Source organism: Serratia rubidaea, from assembly GCF_016026735.1.
Taxonomy (GTDB): domain Bacteria; phylum Pseudomonadota; class Gammaproteobacteria; order Enterobacterales; family Enterobacteriaceae; genus Serratia_B; species Serratia_B rubidaea.
Window position 1 is genome coordinate 888,058 of record NZ_CP065640.1, and the last position, 15,531, is coordinate 903,588.

The 15,531-nt window shown below is 60.4% G+C and carries 17 protein-coding genes; 14 read left to right on the forward strand and 3 right to left on the reverse strand.

Annotated features, from left to right (window positions below; translation table 11 throughout):
• Nucleotides 1-9: 9 nt before the first annotated feature.
• Nucleotides 10-1,152 carry a 23S rRNA (guanine(1835)-N(2))-methyltransferase RlmG gene (rlmG, locus tag I6G83_RS04050; protein ID WP_054305947.1) on the reverse strand — a complete coding sequence of 381 codons (1,143 nt, stop codon included), beginning with the start codon at nucleotides 1,150-1,152 and terminating at the stop codon, nucleotides 10-12.
• Between the two features lie 149 nt (nucleotides 1,153-1,301).
• Between rlmG and I6G83_RS04055 the strand changes: the two genes are divergently transcribed.
• From I6G83_RS04055 to sstT, 5 genes are all read left to right on the forward strand, one after another.
• The gene (locus I6G83_RS04055; RefSeq protein ID WP_015961944.1) at nucleotides 1,302-1,814 is read left to right on the forward strand and encodes a M48 metallopeptidase family protein; all 513 of its coding nucleotides are present in this window, start codon (nucleotides 1,302-1,304) and stop codon (nucleotides 1,812-1,814) included.
• Between the two features lie 85 nt (nucleotides 1,815-1,899).
• The gene (locus I6G83_RS04060; protein WP_054305946.1) at nucleotides 1,900-2,886 is read left to right on the forward strand and encodes a Gfo/Idh/MocA family protein; all 987 of its coding nucleotides are present in this window, start codon (nucleotides 1,900-1,902) and stop codon (nucleotides 2,884-2,886) included.
• Nucleotides 2,883-3,614 (forward strand): glutamine amidotransferase, encoded by a 732-nt coding sequence (locus I6G83_RS04065; protein ID WP_054305945.1) that lies wholly within the window; start codon nucleotides 2,883-2,885, stop codon nucleotides 3,612-3,614. Before I6G83_RS04060 ends, I6G83_RS04065 begins: the two co-directional genes overlap by 4 nt.
• 250 nt (nucleotides 3,615-3,864) lie before the next feature.
• Nucleotides 3,865-4,839 (forward strand): TerC family protein, encoded by a 975-nt coding sequence (locus tag I6G83_RS04070; protein WP_054305944.1) that lies wholly within the window; start codon nucleotides 3,865-3,867, stop codon nucleotides 4,837-4,839.
• A gap of 281 nt (nucleotides 4,840-5,120) precedes the next feature.
• Complete coding sequence (sstT, locus tag I6G83_RS04075; protein WP_054305943.1) at nucleotides 5,121-6,356, forward strand: serine/threonine transporter SstT; 1,236 nt, start codon at nucleotides 5,121-5,123, stop codon at nucleotides 6,354-6,356.
• A gap of 73 nt (nucleotides 6,357-6,429) precedes the next feature.
• Here the strand turns inward: sstT and I6G83_RS04080 are convergent, their stop codons facing one another.
• Both I6G83_RS04080 and uxaC read right to left on the reverse strand, forming a co-directional pair.
• A complete protein-coding gene (locus tag I6G83_RS04080) occupies nucleotides 6,430-7,923 on the reverse strand; it encodes a UxaA family hydrolase (protein WP_054305942.1) in 1,494 nt (497 codons plus the stop codon).
• A gap of 20 nt (nucleotides 7,924-7,943) precedes the next feature.
• Nucleotides 7,944-9,356 carry a glucuronate isomerase gene (gene uxaC, locus I6G83_RS04085; protein ID WP_054305941.1) on the reverse strand — a complete coding sequence of 471 codons (1,413 nt, stop codon included), beginning with the start codon at nucleotides 9,354-9,356 and terminating at the stop codon, nucleotides 7,944-7,946.
• A 378-nt stretch (nucleotides 9,357-9,734) separates the two neighbouring features.
• Between uxaC and I6G83_RS04090 the strand changes: the two genes are divergently transcribed.
• The 9 genes from I6G83_RS04090 (at nucleotide 9,735) to I6G83_RS04130 (ending at nucleotide 15,392) form a co-directional block, all read left to right on the forward strand.
• Nucleotides 9,735-11,033 (forward strand): MFS transporter, encoded by a 1,299-nt coding sequence (locus tag I6G83_RS04090; protein WP_054305940.1) that lies wholly within the window; start codon nucleotides 9,735-9,737, stop codon nucleotides 11,031-11,033.
• A gap of 119 nt (nucleotides 11,034-11,152) precedes the next feature.
• On the forward strand, nucleotides 11,153-11,929 hold the full coding sequence (gene exuR / locus I6G83_RS04095) for a transcriptional regulator ExuR (protein ID WP_054305939.1): 777 nt from the start codon (nucleotides 11,153-11,155) through the stop codon (nucleotides 11,927-11,929).
• Between the two features lie 190 nt (nucleotides 11,930-12,119).
• On the forward strand, nucleotides 12,120-12,554 hold the full coding sequence (locus I6G83_RS04100) for a hypothetical protein (RefSeq protein ID WP_015961953.1): 435 nt from the start codon (nucleotides 12,120-12,122) through the stop codon (nucleotides 12,552-12,554).
• Between the two features lie 113 nt (nucleotides 12,555-12,667).
• A complete protein-coding gene (locus I6G83_RS04105; RefSeq protein ID WP_015961954.1) occupies nucleotides 12,668-13,345 on the forward strand; it encodes a DedA family protein in 678 nt (225 codons plus the stop codon).
• Nucleotides 13,342-13,716 (forward strand): EnvZ/OmpR regulon moderator MzrA, encoded by a 375-nt coding sequence (mzrA, locus tag I6G83_RS04110; protein ID WP_015961955.1) that lies wholly within the window; start codon nucleotides 13,342-13,344, stop codon nucleotides 13,714-13,716. Before I6G83_RS04105 ends, mzrA begins: the two co-directional genes overlap by 4 nt.
• 171 nt (nucleotides 13,717-13,887) lie before the next feature.
• Nucleotides 13,888-14,259: a DUF1090 domain-containing protein gene (locus I6G83_RS04115; RefSeq protein ID WP_054305938.1), complete on the forward strand. Its 372-nt coding sequence runs from the start codon at nucleotides 13,888-13,890 to the stop codon at nucleotides 14,257-14,259.
• 149 nt (nucleotides 14,260-14,408) lie between these two features.
• Nucleotides 14,409-14,708, forward strand: coding sequence for a DUF883 family protein (locus I6G83_RS04120; protein ID WP_015961957.1), 300 nt, complete (start codon nucleotides 14,409-14,411; stop codon nucleotides 14,706-14,708).
• Nucleotide 14,709: 1 nt separating this feature from the next.
• Complete coding sequence (locus I6G83_RS04125; RefSeq protein ID WP_054305937.1) at nucleotides 14,710-15,111, forward strand: phage holin family protein; 402 nt, start codon at nucleotides 14,710-14,712, stop codon at nucleotides 15,109-15,111.
• The gene (locus I6G83_RS04130; RefSeq protein ID WP_015961959.1) at nucleotides 15,108-15,392 is read left to right on the forward strand and encodes a YqjK-like family protein; all 285 of its coding nucleotides are present in this window, start codon (nucleotides 15,108-15,110) and stop codon (nucleotides 15,390-15,392) included. Before I6G83_RS04125 ends, I6G83_RS04130 begins: the two co-directional genes overlap by 4 nt.
• Nucleotides 15,393-15,531: the final 139 nt, after the last annotated feature.

A 15,531-nucleotide genomic window follows, 5' to 3' on the forward strand; every position in this document is an offset into this window, starting at 1 on the left:
GAATGCTTCTTAGTAGCGGCGCGCGCCGGTTTTCACCGACTTCAGCACCAGGAACTTCTGGTTGGACGCCACGGTCACGCAGTTGCCGAACAGGCGCTTCAGCTTCTGGTAGTAGTCCAGATGGCGGTTGCCGACGATCAGCAGTTCCCCGCCCACCTTCAGGCAGCGCTTGGCGTCGAGGAACATCTGCCAGGCGGTTTCATCGGTAATCGCATGCTGCTGGTGGAACGGCGGGTTGCACAGCACCGCCTGCGCGCTGCCGCCTTCCATCCCGGCCAGCGCATTGTTGACCACGAAACGGCAGCGTTCCACGTCCTGCGGCAGGTTATGGCGCACGTTCAGTTCGCTCGACGCCACCGCCATATAGGATTCATCGACAAAGGTCACCTGCGCCTGCGGGTTCTGCAGCAGCGCTTTCAGACCAACCACGCCGTTGCCGCAGCCCAGGTCGATAATCTCGCCCTCCAGGTCGCTCGGCAGATGCTCCAGGAACAGACGCGCGCCGATATCCAGACCGCCGCGGGAGAACACGTTGGCGTGGTTGTGGATCAGCATCTCGCTGCCGTCCAGCTGCCAGTTGGTGGTTTCCGCCGCCGCCGGCGGCACGATGTCCGCCACCTGGCCGTAAATCAGACGCGCCTTTTTCCACGCCAGGCTGGTGCGGGTCGGCCCCAGCACGCGCTCAAACAGCTGCAGCGTCGAGGTGTGAATATCGCGCGCCTTGGCGCCGCCGATAATCACGGTATCCGGGCCGACCACCTTGCGCAGCGCGCGCAGCTGCTGTTCCAACAGCGCCAGCGTCTTGGGGATCTTGATCAGCACCAGCGCCGGCGCGGCCGGCAGCTCATCCAGGCTGCCGAGCAGCGTCACCTGCTGCGCATCCAGCCCGTTTAACGCCAGATTGTGACGCGTCGCCAGCTGGCTCATGTAGGAATCGCTGACGCTGTAGGGCCGCAGGGCGTGCAGCGCACAGGCCAGCGTGCCGAAGCTGTCGTTGAAAATCAGCACCGGGCGTCCGGCAACGTCCTGATTTTCCACCTGTTGCAGCAGATATTCATCCGCCGCTTCCCACGCCTGCAGCGGTGCGGCGCCTTCTTGTTGGGGATAACGCTCCAGCTCAAGTTGCTGTGTTCCCAGATCGAGTTGGCTCATTGCCCCTCCTGACTGATAAATTTGCGCTGTTTATCCCCTAAAAACGTCCGTCAGTAAAATGTTTTTTGCTATTCGCCGCCCTTTGCCGGATTTGTGCGAAAAAACCGCATACAATAACCGGCCGAACGGCTACTGAAGATTATCGCGCCATGTCCGAACTCACCTATCTGCAAGGCTACCCCGCCCATCTGCAAACGCAGGTACAACAGCTGATCCAGCAACGGCGTCTGGGAGAGGTGCTGCTGCAGCGCTATCCGCAGGTGCACAGCTGCACCACCGACAAGGCGCTGTACCAGTTCACTACCGAGATTAAAAACCACTATCTGCGCAACGCCCAGCCGATCAGCAAAGTGGCGTACGACGGCAAGATCCACGTCATGAAACACGCGCTGGGGCTGCATACCGCCATCTCGCGCGTGCAGGGCGGCAAGCTGAAGGCCAAGGCGGAAATCCGCGTGGCGACGGTGTTCAAGACCGCGCCGGAAGCCTTCCTGCGCATGATCGTGGTGCATGAGCTGGCGCACCTGAAAGAGAAAGATCACAACAAGGCGTTTTATCAGCTGTGCTGCCATATGGAGCCGGACTATCACCAGCTGGAATTTGACACCCGGCTGTATCTCACCCATCTGTCGCTGTTCGGCGGACTGTACGTTGATGATTGATAATTAAGGCATTATTGACAAATATTCGCCTTCTGCCGGCGGCGTGATACTCTGATTTATCAGTATCAGGCCACCGGAGTTAGCTATGATTCGTTTTGCCGTCGTCGGCACCAACTGGATTACCGAACGCTTTATCGACGCCGCTCATCAAAGCGGCAAAATGCAGTTGACCGCCGTCTATTCCCGCCGCCTGGAACAGGCCAGAAGCTTCGGCGCACCCTATCAGGTTGAACAGCTGTTTGACGATCTGACGGCGATGGCGCAGTCCGATACCTTTGACGCCGTGTATATCGCCAGCCCGAATTCGCTGCACTGCCCGCAGGCGCTGCTGTTTATGCGCCATCACAAACATGTGATCTGCGAAAAACCGCTGGCCTCCAATCTGCAGGAGGCGGAGCAGCTGCTGGCCTGCGCGCGGCAGCAGCAGGTGGTGCTGTTCGAAGCCTTCAAAAGCGCCCACCTGCCCAACTTTCTCACTCTGCGCCAGGCGCTGCCGCAGGTCGGCAAGCTGCGCAAGGCGTTGTTCAACTACTGCCAGTATTCCTCCCGCTACCCGCGCTATCTGGCGGGTGAGAACCCGAACACCTTCAATCCGCAGTTCTCCAACGGCTCGATCATGGATATCGGCTATTACTGCCTGGCCAGCGCGGTGGCGCTGTTCGGCGCGCCGCAGTCGCTGGTCGCCAGCGCCGCCCTGCTGGATAGCGGCGTGGACGCCCACGGCACCGTCTGTCTCAATTACGGCGATTTTGACGTGACGATCTGCCATTCCAAAGTCAGCGACTCGGCGCTTGCCAGTGAAATTCAGGGTGAGGACGGCGCGCTGCTGATCGAGAAAATCTCGGAGTGCCAGGGCGTGGCGTTGCTGCCGCGCGGCGGCAGCCTGCAGGATCTGAGCCGGCCGCAGCATGACAACACCATGCGCTATGAGGCCGAAGTCTTTGCCGATCTGGTGGCGCAACGTCAGGTTGAGCATGCCGGGCTGGAAAACTCACGTATCGTCGCCGCCCTGCTGAGCGAAATCCGCCGGCAAACCGGCGTCGTCTTCCCCGCCGATGGAGAAACACCATGAAGCCGCTGTTACTGATGCAAACCGGCGATGCGCCCGACGCCATCCGCCAGGCGCAAAGCAATTTTGAACAGATGTTTATGCAGCAGGGGCGCATGGCCGCCGAACGCGTGCAGATCGTCCACCTGCCCGCCGGGGAGCGGCCGGCGGCGCCGGCTGACTACTGCGGCGTGGTGATCACCGGCTCGCCGGCGATGGTGACGGAGCGGCTGCCGTGGAGCGAGCAGGCGGCCGAATGGCTGCGTCAGGCGATGGCGATCCGCCTGCCGATCTTCGGCGTGTGTTACGGCCACCAGCTGCTGGCCCATGCGCTCGGCGGCGAGGTGGGCTATCACCCGCAGGGGATGGAGGTCGGTACGCTGGAGATTGAGCTGCTGCCGGCCGGCGCGAGCGACCGCCGGCTGATGACGCTGCCGCCGCGCTTCAAGGCCAACCTGATCCACGCGCAAAGCGTGCTGACGCCGCCGCCGGGCGCCGAGGTGCTGGCCCGCTCGGCGCAGGATGACTACCAGATCCTGCGCTATGGTGATAATGCGCTGACCACCCAGTTTCACCCGGAGTTCGACGCGGCGATCATGCGCCACTATCTGCACTGGCTGGCCGAGATGGAGCCGGCGCGGCAGGCGGAATATCAGCAAAAACAACGGCAGGTGGACGATACGCCGTTCAGCAGGCTGCTGCTGCAGGGGTTTGTCGTCAGCCTCGGCGCGCAGCAGGCATTGGCCGGATGAGGATTAGACATTGACCGCTGACACATTTTGCATTACTTTTTACGTCAGCAAAGGGGAGTAACTTCATTGCCGGTTAATCGTCATTACGATGCGCAAGCATCCGGTTACCGGGCAACCCGATGGTCAAGGTGTAACACCTTCATCGACGTTGTAAGTGAGACCTTGCCGGAAGGCGAGGTTTGCTTGCAGCGTTCACAGAGCGGCTGGCGTCCTTCCGACGTTGGCCGTTTTTGTTTTTGAAGGATACATAATGATGAATACCGTTGGCACCCCGTGGTTATGGGGCAGCTTCGCCGCCGTTATCGTGGTGATGCTCGCCATTGATTTACTGCTGCAGGGCCGTAAAGGCTCGCACGCCATGTCGATGAAGCAGGCCGCCTGCTGGTCGCTGGTGTGGGTCACCCTCTCGTTACTGTTCAACCTCGGCTTCTGGTACTACCTGAGCGAAACCGCCGGCCGCGCCGTGGCCGATACGCAGGCGCTGGCCTTCCTCACCGGCTATCTGATTGAAAAAGCGCTGGCGGTGGATAACGTCTTTGTCTGGCTGATGCTGTTCAGCTACTTTGCCGTGCCGGCCAACCTGCAGCGCCGCGTGCTGATTTACGGCGTGCTGGGGGCGATTGTGCTGCGTACCGTCATGATCTTCGCCGGCAGCTGGCTGATTGCCCAGTTCGCCTGGCTGCTGTACCTGTTCGGCGCTTTCCTGCTGTTTACCGGTATCAAAATGGCGCTGGCGAAGGAGGATGACGGCGCTATCGGCGACAAGCCGCTGGTGAAGTGGCTGCGCAGCCACCTGCGCATGACCGATAACCTGGAAGGTGAGCGCTTCTTTGTGCGCCGCAACGGCCTGCTGTTTGCCACGCCGCTGGTGCTGGTGCTGATCCTGGTGGAGCTGAGCGATGTGATCTTCGCGGTCGACAGTATTCCGGCCATCTTCGCCGTCACCACCGATCCGTTTATCGTCCTCACCTCCAACCTGTTCGCCATTATGGGCCTGCGCGCCATGTACTTCCTGCTGGCCAACGTGGCCGAACGCTTCTCGATGCTGAAGTACGGGCTGTCGGTGATTCTGGTGTTTATCGGCGTCAAAATGCTGATCGTCGATTTCTACCATATTCCGATCGGCATTTCGTTAGGCGTGGTGGCGGGCATCCTGCTGCTGACGCTGGCGATTAACGCCTGGGTCAACCATCGCAACGACCGGCTGGCGCGCAAGACGCCATAATCTGTTACCCGGGGCGGTTTTCCGCCCCATAATCGTTTGTTCATCGCGCTAAACGCCAAATGTTATTGCGATCACACAAATGTAATCAGGATGTTATCAAGAGTTGATCCGCCCGCAGAATTTCACATCAGAGACTTCCCAACCCCGCGTGTTTACTGAATACTGAAAGAGCAAACACACTTCGTTACAGGTGCGCATAAAATTCGCCCGGCACGGTTCCTGCCGAGGCGCAGCACCCATTACGCAACATCATCAGGAAGCGGAAACGCTAAATAAGCATCATGCATAAAATACTGACACGCATTACACAGGGCAGCCTGGTTAAACAAATTCTGGTCGGCCTGGTGGCCGGCATTCTGCTGGCATTCATCTCCCCCGCCGCCGCCTCGGCCGTGGGCCTGCTCGGAGCGCTGTTCGTCGGCGCGCTGAAGGCGGTAGCCCCCGTGCTGGTGCTGGTTTTGGTGATGGCGTCGATCGCCAACCATAAACAGGGGCAGAAAACCAATATCCGCCCGATCCTGTTCCTTTACCTGCTGGGCACCTTCGCCGCCGCGCTGGTGGCGGTGCTGCTCAGCTTCGCCTTCCCGTCCAATCTGGCGCTGGTGACCGGCAATGTCGATATCAGCCCGCCGGGCGGCATCGCCGAGGTGCTGAAAGGCCTGCTGATGAACGTGGTGGCCAACCCGTTCGACGCGCTGATTAACGCCAACTACGTCGGCATTCTGGCCTGGGCCATCGGCCTGGGGCTGGCGCTGCGCCACACCGCTGATACCACCAAATTGCTGATCACCGATGCATCGCACGCCGTTACGCTGGTGGTGCGGGCGGTGATCCGCTGTGCGCCGCTGGGTATCTTCGGGCTGGTGGCGTCCACGCTGGCGGAAACCGGCTTCGACGCGCTGTGGGGCTATGCCCAGCTGCTGATGGTGCTGATCGGCTGTATGTTGCTGGTGGCGCTGGTGCTCAACCCGCTGATCGTCTACTGGAAAATTCGCCGCAACCCGTATCCGCTGGTATTCGCCTGCCTGCGCGAAAGCGGCGTTACCGCCTTCTTCACCCGCAGCTCGGCGGCCAATATTCCGGTGAATATGGAACTGTGCAAGAAGCTGAATCTGAATGAGGATAGCTATTCGGTCTCCATTCCGCTCGGCGCCACCATCAATATGGGCGGCGCGGCGATCACCATCACCGTGCTGACGCTGGCGGCGGTGCACACGCTGGGCATTGCGGTGGATATTCCGACCGCGCTGCTGCTGAGCGTGGTCGCGGCGGTCTGCGCCTGCGGCGCGTCCGGCGTGGCCGGCGGCTCGCTGCTGCTGATCCCGCTGGCGTGTAATATGTTCGGCATCCCGAACGATGTCGCCATGCAGGTAGTTGCGGTCGGCTTTATTATCGGCGTGCTGCAGGACTCTGCGGAAACCGCGCTGAACTCCTCCACCGACGTGCTGTTCACCGCCGCCGCCTGTATGGCGGAAGACCAGCGGTTGGCGGACGACGACCCGCTGAAAATGCGCTAAGCAACGGCGACATCTGACAGTACAACCAAACAGGGGGCCATATCGGCCCCCTGATTTTTTCAGCCGGCAGCACTCACAAGGTGACGCCGCTCTTAAAGATCGCCAGCTCGCGGAAATCGTTCAGCTCGTTTTTCGCCGCCTTGCCGTTGGCGATGGCGACAATCTCATCGACAAACTGCGTTAACAGCTGCTCCATCGGCATGCCGTGAATCAGCCGCCCGGCGTCAAAATCAATCCAGTGCGGCTTTTTCGCCGCCAGCTCGCTGTTGGTCGCCAGCTTCACCGTCGGCACAAAGCCGCCGTACGGCGTGCCGCGCCCGGTGCTGAACAACACCATATGGCAGCCGGCGCCGGCCAGCGCACTGGTCGCCACCGCGTCATTGCCCGGCGCGCTGAGCAGATTCAGCCCCGGCTGGCGCAGGCGCTCGCCATATTTCAGCACGTCCACCACCGGGCTCTGCCCCGCTTTCTGGGTGCAGCCCAGCGACTTTTCCTCCAGCGTGGTGATACCGCCGGCCTTGTTGCCCGGCGACGGATTTTCATAAATCGGCTGCTGGTGGGCGATAAAGTATTTTTTGAAGTCGTTGACCATAGCGACGGTCTTGTCGAAGGTCTGTCTGTCGCGGCAGCGGCTCATCAGAATACGCTCGGCGCCGAACATCTCCGGCACCTCGGTCAGCACGCTGGTGCCGCCGTTGGCGATCACATAGTCCGAAAACCGCCCCAGCAGCGGGTTGGCGGTAATACCGGACAGCCCGTCGGAGCCGCCGCACTCCAGGCCGAACTTCAGCTCGCTGAGCCTGCCCGGCTGGCGGCGATCGGCGCGCATTGTCCGGTACAGCGCATGCAGCTGCGCCAGCCCGGCCTCTACTTCATCATCCTGCTGCTGGCACACCATAAAGCGTACCCGCGCGTCGTCGACCGCCCCCAGCGTGTCGCGAAACGCGTCGACCTGGTTGTTTTCACAGCCCAGGCCAATCACCAGCACCGCGCCGGCGTTCGGATGGCGCACCATATTCTGCAGCATGGTGCGGGTGTTTTCATGGTCCTGCCCCAACTGGGAGCAACCGAACGGATGGCTGAACAGATGGACGCCGTCAATGCCCTCGGCATCGGCGGTTTCCTGCAGAAAACGCCGCTGGATCTGGCGGGCAATGCCGTTGACACAGCCGACGGTCGGCACGATCCACAGCTCATTGCGGATGCCGACCTCGCCGTTGGCGCGGCGATAGATCTGCACCTCGCGATCCGCCGCCTGCGGCGGCACGGCCGGGAAGTCCGGCTGATACTGGTAGTCGTCCAGATCGCTCAGGTTGGTTTTGGCGTTCTGCGCGTGAATATGTTCCCCCGGCGCAATCGCCGCCACCCCGTGGCCGATCGGCAGACCGTATTTAACAATGGTTCCGCCGGCGGCGATCGGCGTCAGCGCAAACTTATGCCCGCGCGCCACCGGCTGCGGCAGCGTCAGGCAGCGCGCCTCATCCAACTGCAGGGTTTCCCCGGCGGCCAGATCGCGCAGGGCGACCGCCACGTTGTCCTGCGCATGAATCTTAATAAAGCTCTGCATAAGACACCTGTAGGCGACGGTTAAGCCAGTTCAATGGCGAAATAGTTTTTGGCGTTGTCGAAGCTGATGTTTTTCACCATCTCCCCCAGCAGCGCCAGATCCGCCGGCGCCTCGCCGTCTTCCACCCAGCGCCCGATCATCTGGCACAGAATGCGCCGGAAATATTCATGGCGGGTATAAGACAAGAAGCTGCGGCTGTCGGTCAGCATGCCGACAAAGCGGCTCAGCAGGCCCAGCTGCGCCAGCTGGGTCATCTGCCGCTGCATACCGTCCTTCTGGTCGTTAAACCACCAGCCGGAGCCGAACTGCATCTTGCCCGGCGTCCCCTCGCCCTGAAAATTGCCCACCATGGTGCCGATCACTTCGTTATCGCGTGGGTTCAGGCAGTACAGAATGGTCTTCGGCAGCCCGCCCTGGCGCGCCTGGGCATCCAGCAAACGCGACAGCGGCTGCGCCAGCGGCCGATCGTTGATCGAATCGAAGCCGATATCCGGACCGATATGCTCGAACATCCGGCTGTTGTTATTACGCAGCGCGCCGATGTGATACTGCTGCACCCAGCCGCGGCGCTGATACTCCGCCGCCAGAAACACCAGCACGGCGGTTTTGAACTGCGCGCTCTGCGTTTCATCCGGCTGCGCGCCGTCGAGGCGTCGGCTCAGGATCGCATCCAGCGTCGCCTCGTCGGCGTCGGCGTACACCACCACGTCCAGCGCATGGTCCGACACCTTGCAGCCGTGCGCGGCAAAGTGATCCAGCCGCTTGCTCAGCGCCTGGCGTAAATCATCAAAGCGGCGGATCTCCACGTCCGCCACGGCCGCCAGCCGTTGCAGGTAATCGCTAAAGGCCGGCGCATCAATGTTGAACGCCCTGTCCGGCCGCCAGCTCGGCAGCACCTTGATATCAAAGCCGCCGTCCTCGGCGATCGCCCGGTGATGACGCAGATCGTCGATCGGATCGTCGGTGGTGCCGACCATTTTCACGTTCATCTGCTGCATGATCCCGCGCGCGCTGAACGCATCCTGCGTCAGCAGCTCGTTGGCGCGCTGCCAGATATCGTCCGCCGTCGCCGGCGACAGCAAGGTGCCGGTAATGCCGAACGGCCGGCGCAGTTCCAGATGCGTCCAGTGATAGAGCGGGTTGCCGATGGTATGCGGCACGGTCGCCGCCCAGGCGTCAAACTTTTCCCGATCGCCGGCGTCGCCGGTGCACAGACGTTCCGCCACGCCGTTGGTGCGCATGGCGCGCCACTTGTAGTGGTCGCCTTTCAGCCAGATGTCATACAGGTTTTTGAAGCGATAGTTCTCGGCAATCTGCGCCGGCGGCAGATGGCAGTGATAGTCAAAAATCGGCTGCTGCGCCGCATACTCATGGTACAAACGCCGGGCAAATTCCGTATCCAGTAAGAAATCTTCGCTTAAAAACGTGGCCATATCAGGTCCTCAGCTTGCGTAGCGGGTTTTTGTCGCCTCATTGCTTTAAAAGTTATCACACCAATTAATTACGGCGTCCAGGTTTTTTTCGCCATGCTTACGGTAAAAAAGGCGCTTCAAGGCGCGCTAACTGCGGGTTTCATCGCAAAAAAACCTCAGCATGGCCTTCATATTATTGCGTAACTGAATAATGACTTTTGTGATGTCACTCAACTTTTAAATCTGTATGACAAGTTATTGTCTCGCCTCTTCACCTCGCGGCGGAAAGCGCCGGCGAGCCGAACACGCCTTACACCACGACAGACAGGAAATCACCATTATCTACGTTGCGCAGCATCAACGGGCGCGACGATTGCTAAAGACGGGGAGAGATTTCTCATGCGCAAAATCAAAGGGTTACGCTGGTACATGATCGGGCTGGTGACCATCGGCACGGTACTGGGTTACCTGACCCGCAACGCGATTGCCGTCGCCGCGCCGACGCTGGAAGACACCTTACATATCACCACCCAACAATATTCCTATATCGTCGCCGCCTACTCCGCCTGCTATACCGTGATGCAGCCGGTGGCCGGCTACGTGCTCGACGTGCTGGGCACCAAAGTGGGCTATGCGATGTTCGCCATTTTATGGGCGCTGTTCTGCATGGGCACCGCGCTGGCCAACAGCTGGGGCGGGCTGGCGCTGGCGCGCGGCGCGGTCGGCATGGCGGAGGCGGCGATGATCCCCGCCGGGCTGAAGGCCAGCAGCGAGTGGTTTCCCGCCAAAGAGCGCTCGATCGCCGTCGGCTACTTTAACGTCGGCTCGTCAATCGGCGGCATGATCGCGCCGCCGCTGGTGGTGTGGGCCATCGTCGCCCACAGCTGGGAAATGGCGTTTATCATCACCGGCGCCCTGAGCCTGATCTGGGCCATCTGCTGGCTGCTGTTCTATAAGCATCCGAAAGACCAGAAGAAACTCAGCGCCGAGGAGCGCAGCTATATCCTGGACGGCCAGGAAGCCCAGCACCAGACCAGCAACGCCAAAAAAATGTCCGCCTGGCAGATCGTCCGCAACCGGCAGTTCTGGGGCATCGCGCTGCCGCGCTTTCTGGCGGAGCCGGCCTGGGGCACCTTCAACGCCTGGATCCCGCTGTTTATGTTTAAAGCCTACGGCTTTAACCTGAAGGAAATCGCCATGTTCGCCTGGATGCCGATGCTGTTCGCCGATCTGGGCTGTATCGTCGGCGGCTACCTGCCGCCGCTGTTCCAGAAGTATTTCAAGGTGAATCTGATCGTGTCCCGCAAGCTGGTGGTGACCCTTGGCGCGCTGCTGATGATCGGCCCCGGCATGATCGGCCTGTTCTCCAGCCCGTATGTCGCCATTGCCCTGCTGTGCGTCGGCGGCTTTGCCCATCAGGCGCTGTCCGGCGCGCTGATCACGCTCTCTTCCGACGTCTTCGGCCGTAACGAAGTGGCGACCGCCAACGGCCTGACCGGCATGGCCGCCTGGACCGCCAGCACCCTGTTCGCGCTGGTGGTCGGCGCGCTGGCGGATACGCTCGGCTTCAGCCCGCTGTTCGCCGCCCTGTCGGTGTTCGATATTTTGGGCGCCATCGTTATCTGGACGGTACTGCAAAACCGCCCGGCCGCCGCCGGGGAAAAAGAAGCGCTGCACACCGCCGCCGCAGGCGGTTGATCCCGCGCGTCGCCCGGCCTAACACCGGGCGGCCCGCCGCCATTCACTGGCGGCAAAACCGGATAAGTGGTATAACAAATCTGTTGGCAACCCACCTTTCCTAGCGCAGAGCACTCATTATGGAATTCACCGAAAGCAGACGCTTATATCAGCAACTGGCCGCCGAACTGAAACAACGCATTGAAGGCGGCGTTTATCCGGTCGGCGACAAACTGCCGGCGGAGCGCTATATCGCCGAAGAGATGAACGTCAGCCGCACCGTGGTGCGCGAGGCGATTATCATGCTGGAAGTGGAAGGCTACGTCGAAGTGCGCAAAGGCTCCGGGATCCATGTGATTTCCAACCAGCAAAAGCACCTGGTGGTGCCGGGGGACAGCATCGAATTCGCCAGCGTCGGGCCGTTTGAGCTGCTGCAGGCGCGTCAGCTGATTGAGAGCAACATCGCCGAGTTCGCCGCCACCCAGGTCACCAAGCAGGATATCGTGCAGCTGATGGAGATTCAGGAAAACGCCCGGCGGGAAGATCGCTTCCGCGATTCGCAGTGGGACCTGAAATTCCACGTGCAGATCGCGCTCGCCACGCAAAACACCGCGATGGCGACCATCGTCGAAAAAATGTGGAGCCAGCGGGTGCATAACCCTTACTGGATCAAGCTGCACGAACATATTGACGATCGCTCGATCGACAGCTGGTGCGACGACCATGACCAGATCCTCAAAGCGTTGATGCGCAAGGATCCCGCCGCCGCCAAGCTGGCGATGTGGCAGCACCTGGAAAACACCAAGCAGATGCTGTTCAACGCCACCACCGACGACTTCGAATATAACGTTGACCGCTACCTGTTTGCCGAGAACCCGCTGCCGCAGCTGGACAGCGCGAGCGGCGGCAATAAATAGTCGACGATGTTCAAATAATCTTACCTTATGTCAGGTATTGTAAAATACGCTGAATCAATGCCGTCGGCGCCGTTTCCCGTGTAATAATTCACCGGCGGCAGCAGAGATTTCCCTGTTGCCGATCGGGCGGCTTTGCTAAAATCGGACCACTTTTTTTAGCCTTATTACTGCGGGGGCGGAACGCGAATTCATGCGCTGGTTGTTTGCCATGCTGATTGCTCTTTTTTGCTGGACCGGCGCGGTCTCCGGCCAGCAGCTCTATACGACGCAACCGGCACAGCCAAACGCCCAACCCAACCACAACGCAACCGCCCAGGACGACTACCCGCAGGCGCTGCGCCCGCCGGCCGACCTGCGCCGTAAGGCGCCGGGAAAAAAATGGCCGCTGCTGCTGCCGCGCAACACGTCCAGCTACATCTCTTCGCTCTCTGTTGTTTCACCGATCCCCGCCTATGCTTTAACAGAGGCGCGGCGAGAGAGCCGCTATCCGCGCCAGACGGCGCCGGCATCCAACCGCCTCGAACAGGTTAACTGGATGCTCCGCTCCTCCCACCAGCAAAGCCGGGTCGGCGGCTGGCAAGCGAGCAACATGCTGTACCGAGGAACGCTGACTTACCACTCATGACCGGTAGGGTAATCACTCACAAGCAAAAACACCTCACCGTTCACCTGCGGCGCCGGCATTCCGGTAATCAGGCCGCTAAGAGAAATCAGGCAAAGACGTTTTAGGAACACTGGATGGACATCATTAAACAACTGTTGGATGCCTTATGGCAGCAGGACTTCGAAACGCTGGCGAACCCCTCGCTGGTGTGGACGCTGTACGTGCTGCTGTTTATGATTCTGTTTCTGGAAAACGGCCTGCTGCCCGCCGCTTTCCTGCCCGGCGACAGCCTGTTGATTCTGGTCGGCGTACTGATCGCCAAAGGCACCATGAACTTCCCGCTCACCATCTTTATTCTCACCGTCGGCGCCAGTCTGGGCTGCTGGGTCAGTTATATACAGGGCAAGTGGCTGGGCAATACCCGCACGGTGCAGGGCTGGCTGTCGCACCTGCCCGCCCACTACCACCAGCGCGCGCACCAGCTGTTCCACCGCCACGGCCTGTCGGCGCTGCTGGTCGGCCGCTTTCTGGCCTTCGTGCGTACGCTGCTGCCTACCATCGCCGGCCTGTCGGGTCTGAGCAACGCCCGCTTCCAGTTCTTCAACTGGATGAGCGGCCTGCTGTGGGTGGTGATCCTGACCAGCCTCGGCTTTGCGCTCGGTAAAACGCCGGTGTTCCGCAAATACGAAGATCAGCTGATGTTCTGCCTGATGATGCTGCCGCTGGTGCTGCTGGTGGTCGGCCTGGTCGGCTCGCTGATTGTGCTGTGGCGTAAGAAGCGCGCCAGCCAAAACACGGGCAACGGCGCGTGACCACGCCGCGTTCCCGCTGGCAGTATGCACTGATTGTCGCGCTGGCTCTGCTGGCGCTGTGCGTATTTTTCCTGCCCGCCATGGTGCGCACCGAAACCGAACTGCGCATCCGCTCCACCCAGCAAGGCCTGTCGCTGCCGGACGGTTTCTACGTTTATCAGCGTCTGGATGCGCGCGGCATCCGTATTAAAAGCATTACCCCGGAAGGCGATGGCCTGGTGATCCGCCTGGACTCCCCGCAACAGCAGCTGCTGGCGCGGGAAACGCTGCAGGCCATTCTGCCCCCCGGCTACAGCATCGCGCTGAGCGAACTCCCCGCTCCCAGCCACTGGATACGCAAACTGACCAGGACGCCGCAGGATCTGGGATAGGCGCGCAGCTGTTCATTTAATCAACAATCGTTTGACATTTCAGCGTGGATCTTTGCTATCCGGACGATTTAGTGACTATGCTGAATAACGGTGATGGCAGCCGCGTAATCCTCCATCGCCCAGCAGGAAACGGATACATCCCCATGCATCCCATTAACAAGGAACCGACAGATGAAATTACGCTATACCGCCCCTTTAGCCCTCTCCCTCTTCGCCTTCGCCTCATTTTCGATGGCGGCCGAGGGCGGCTGCGCCGCCAAAGCGCAGGAGATTCAGCAGCAGATTGATTACGCGACTCAGCACGGCAACAGCCAACGCGTCGCCGGGCTGAAAACCGCGCTGGGTGAAGTGCAGGCCCATTGCACCGACGCCGGCCTGCAGGCCGAACGGCAAAAAAAGATTGAAGACAAACAGCACAAAGTTGCAGAGCGCCGTCAGGAGCTGAAAGAGGCTCAGCAAAGCGGCAAGCTGGATAAAGTCGCCAAAAAACAGCAGAAGCTGGCGGAAGCCGAAGCCGAGCTGAAACAGGCGCAGGCGGAATAATAATGTTCACCGGCGACAGGCGCCGGGTTCGGAATATTCATAGGAAAATAATCGTTTCCACAGTGATATTCGCCACCCGTTCGCTTTGCTGCCGCCAAAAAATCCGTTATGTTGGGATATCTTGCAGTCAACGTTAAGGAGTTAGAGAAATGGCAAAAGATGCAGAAAACTTACGCGCTGAACTGAAGTCCTTAGCCGATACCCTGGAAGAGGTGCTTAACTCTTCCACTGATAAGCCGAAGGCTGAACTGGAAAAGCTGCGTTCCAAAGCGGAAGGCGCGCTGAAAGACACCCGCGCCCGCCTGGGCGACGCCGGCGACAAGCTGGCCAGCCAGACCAAGCAGATCGCCGGCCAGGCTGACGACTATGTGCGCGACAACCCGTGGACCGGCATCGGCATCGGCGCTGCGGTCGGCGTCGTGCTGGGCGTACTGCTGGCGCGTCGTTAATATGAGCGAGCACGAGCAATCCCGTGCACAGGGCCCCGCCAAAGGGGTCCTGGACATCGGCCAGCGCATTATCACCATCCTGGTTGGCATGGTGGAGTCACGGCTGAAACTGGCGGTCGTCGAGCTGGAAGAGGAAAAAGCCAACCTGATTCAGCTGATGCTGCTGGTGGGCATTACTCTGCTGTTCACCGCTTTCGGCCTGATGAGCCTGCTGATCCTGCTATTCTGGGCGATCGACCCGGCCTACCGCGTGATGGCGCTGGGCACGACGACCGGCGTGCTGCTGTTTCTTGCCGTGGTGGGCGTGATCTGGACGCTGGTGAAAGCGAAGCGCACCACGCTGCTGGCCGAAACGCGCAAACAGCTGGAGCAGGACCGCGCCGCGCTGGAGGGGAAAAAATGAGCCGTCGCCGGGCGCTGGCCGTCAGAAAACAGCAGCTGATTAACCGGATCGAGCAGCAGCGCGCCGACCTGGGCGACAATGCCGCGCAGTGGCTGGATAAAACCGAACACATTGACCGTGGTTATCAAACCCTGTTCGGCATGCGCAAGTACCTGCTGCTCGGCTCCGGCGCGGTCGCCCTGTACGGCATGCGCCACCCCGGCAAGCTGATTCGCTGGTCGCGTCGCGCCTTCAGCGCCTGGGGCACCGTGCGGCTGCTGCGTAAAACCCTCTCTCGTTAATCCTTTCCGTCCGCCCTTTCCTGTCTGCACTCCGTGCTGCCGCTCGCGGCGGCCGTCGTGCGCCATCGCGCCGCATATTCATCTCAAAATGTTAGCCCGCTAAATATTCATGATTTTTGAAAGATTATAGCAATTTTAC

Bases quoted from the DNA above. Each gene is read 5' to 3' on its own strand.
- rlmG (WP_054305947.1), bottom strand. From the start codon at position 1,152: ATGAGCCAACTCGATCTGGGAACACAGCAACTTGAGCTGGAGCGTTAT.
- I6G83_RS04055 (WP_015961944.1), top strand. From the start codon at position 1,302: ATGTCCGAACTCACCTATCTGCAAGGCTACCCCGCCCATCTGCAAACG.
- I6G83_RS04115 (WP_054305938.1), top strand. From the start codon at position 13,888: ATGAAATTACGCTATACCGCCCCTTTAGCCCTCTCCCTCTTCGCCTTC.
- I6G83_RS04070 (WP_054305944.1), top strand. From the start codon at position 3,865: ATGATGAATACCGTTGGCACCCCGTGGTTATGGGGCAGCTTCGCCGCC.
- exuR (WP_054305939.1), top strand. From the start codon at position 11,153: ATGGAATTCACCGAAAGCAGACGCTTATATCAGCAACTGGCCGCCGAA.
- I6G83_RS04090 (WP_054305940.1), top strand. From the start codon at position 9,735: ATGCGCAAAATCAAAGGGTTACGCTGGTACATGATCGGGCTGGTGACC.
- I6G83_RS04065 (WP_054305945.1), top strand. From the start codon at position 2,883: ATGAAGCCGCTGTTACTGATGCAAACCGGCGATGCGCCCGACGCCATC.
- I6G83_RS04100 (WP_015961953.1), top strand. From the start codon at position 12,120: ATGCGCTGGTTGTTTGCCATGCTGATTGCTCTTTTTTGCTGGACCGGC.
- I6G83_RS04125 (WP_054305937.1), top strand. From the start codon at position 14,710: ATGAGCGAGCACGAGCAATCCCGTGCACAGGGCCCCGCCAAAGGGGTC.
- I6G83_RS04105 (WP_015961954.1), top strand. From the start codon at position 12,668: ATGGACATCATTAAACAACTGTTGGATGCCTTATGGCAGCAGGACTTC.
- I6G83_RS04060 (WP_054305946.1), top strand. From the start codon at position 1,900: ATGATTCGTTTTGCCGTCGTCGGCACCAACTGGATTACCGAACGCTTT.
- uxaC (WP_054305941.1), bottom strand. From the start codon at position 9,356: ATGGCCACGTTTTTAAGCGAAGATTTCTTACTGGATACGGAATTTGCC.
- I6G83_RS04130 (WP_015961959.1), top strand. From the start codon at position 15,108: ATGAGCCGTCGCCGGGCGCTGGCCGTCAGAAAACAGCAGCTGATTAAC.
- sstT (WP_054305943.1), top strand. From the start codon at position 5,121: ATGCATAAAATACTGACACGCATTACACAGGGCAGCCTGGTTAAACAA.
- I6G83_RS04080 (WP_054305942.1), bottom strand. From the start codon at position 7,923: ATGCAGAGCTTTATTAAGATTCATGCGCAGGACAACGTGGCGGTCGCC.
- I6G83_RS04120 (WP_015961957.1), top strand. From the start codon at position 14,409: ATGGCAAAAGATGCAGAAAACTTACGCGCTGAACTGAAGTCCTTAGCC.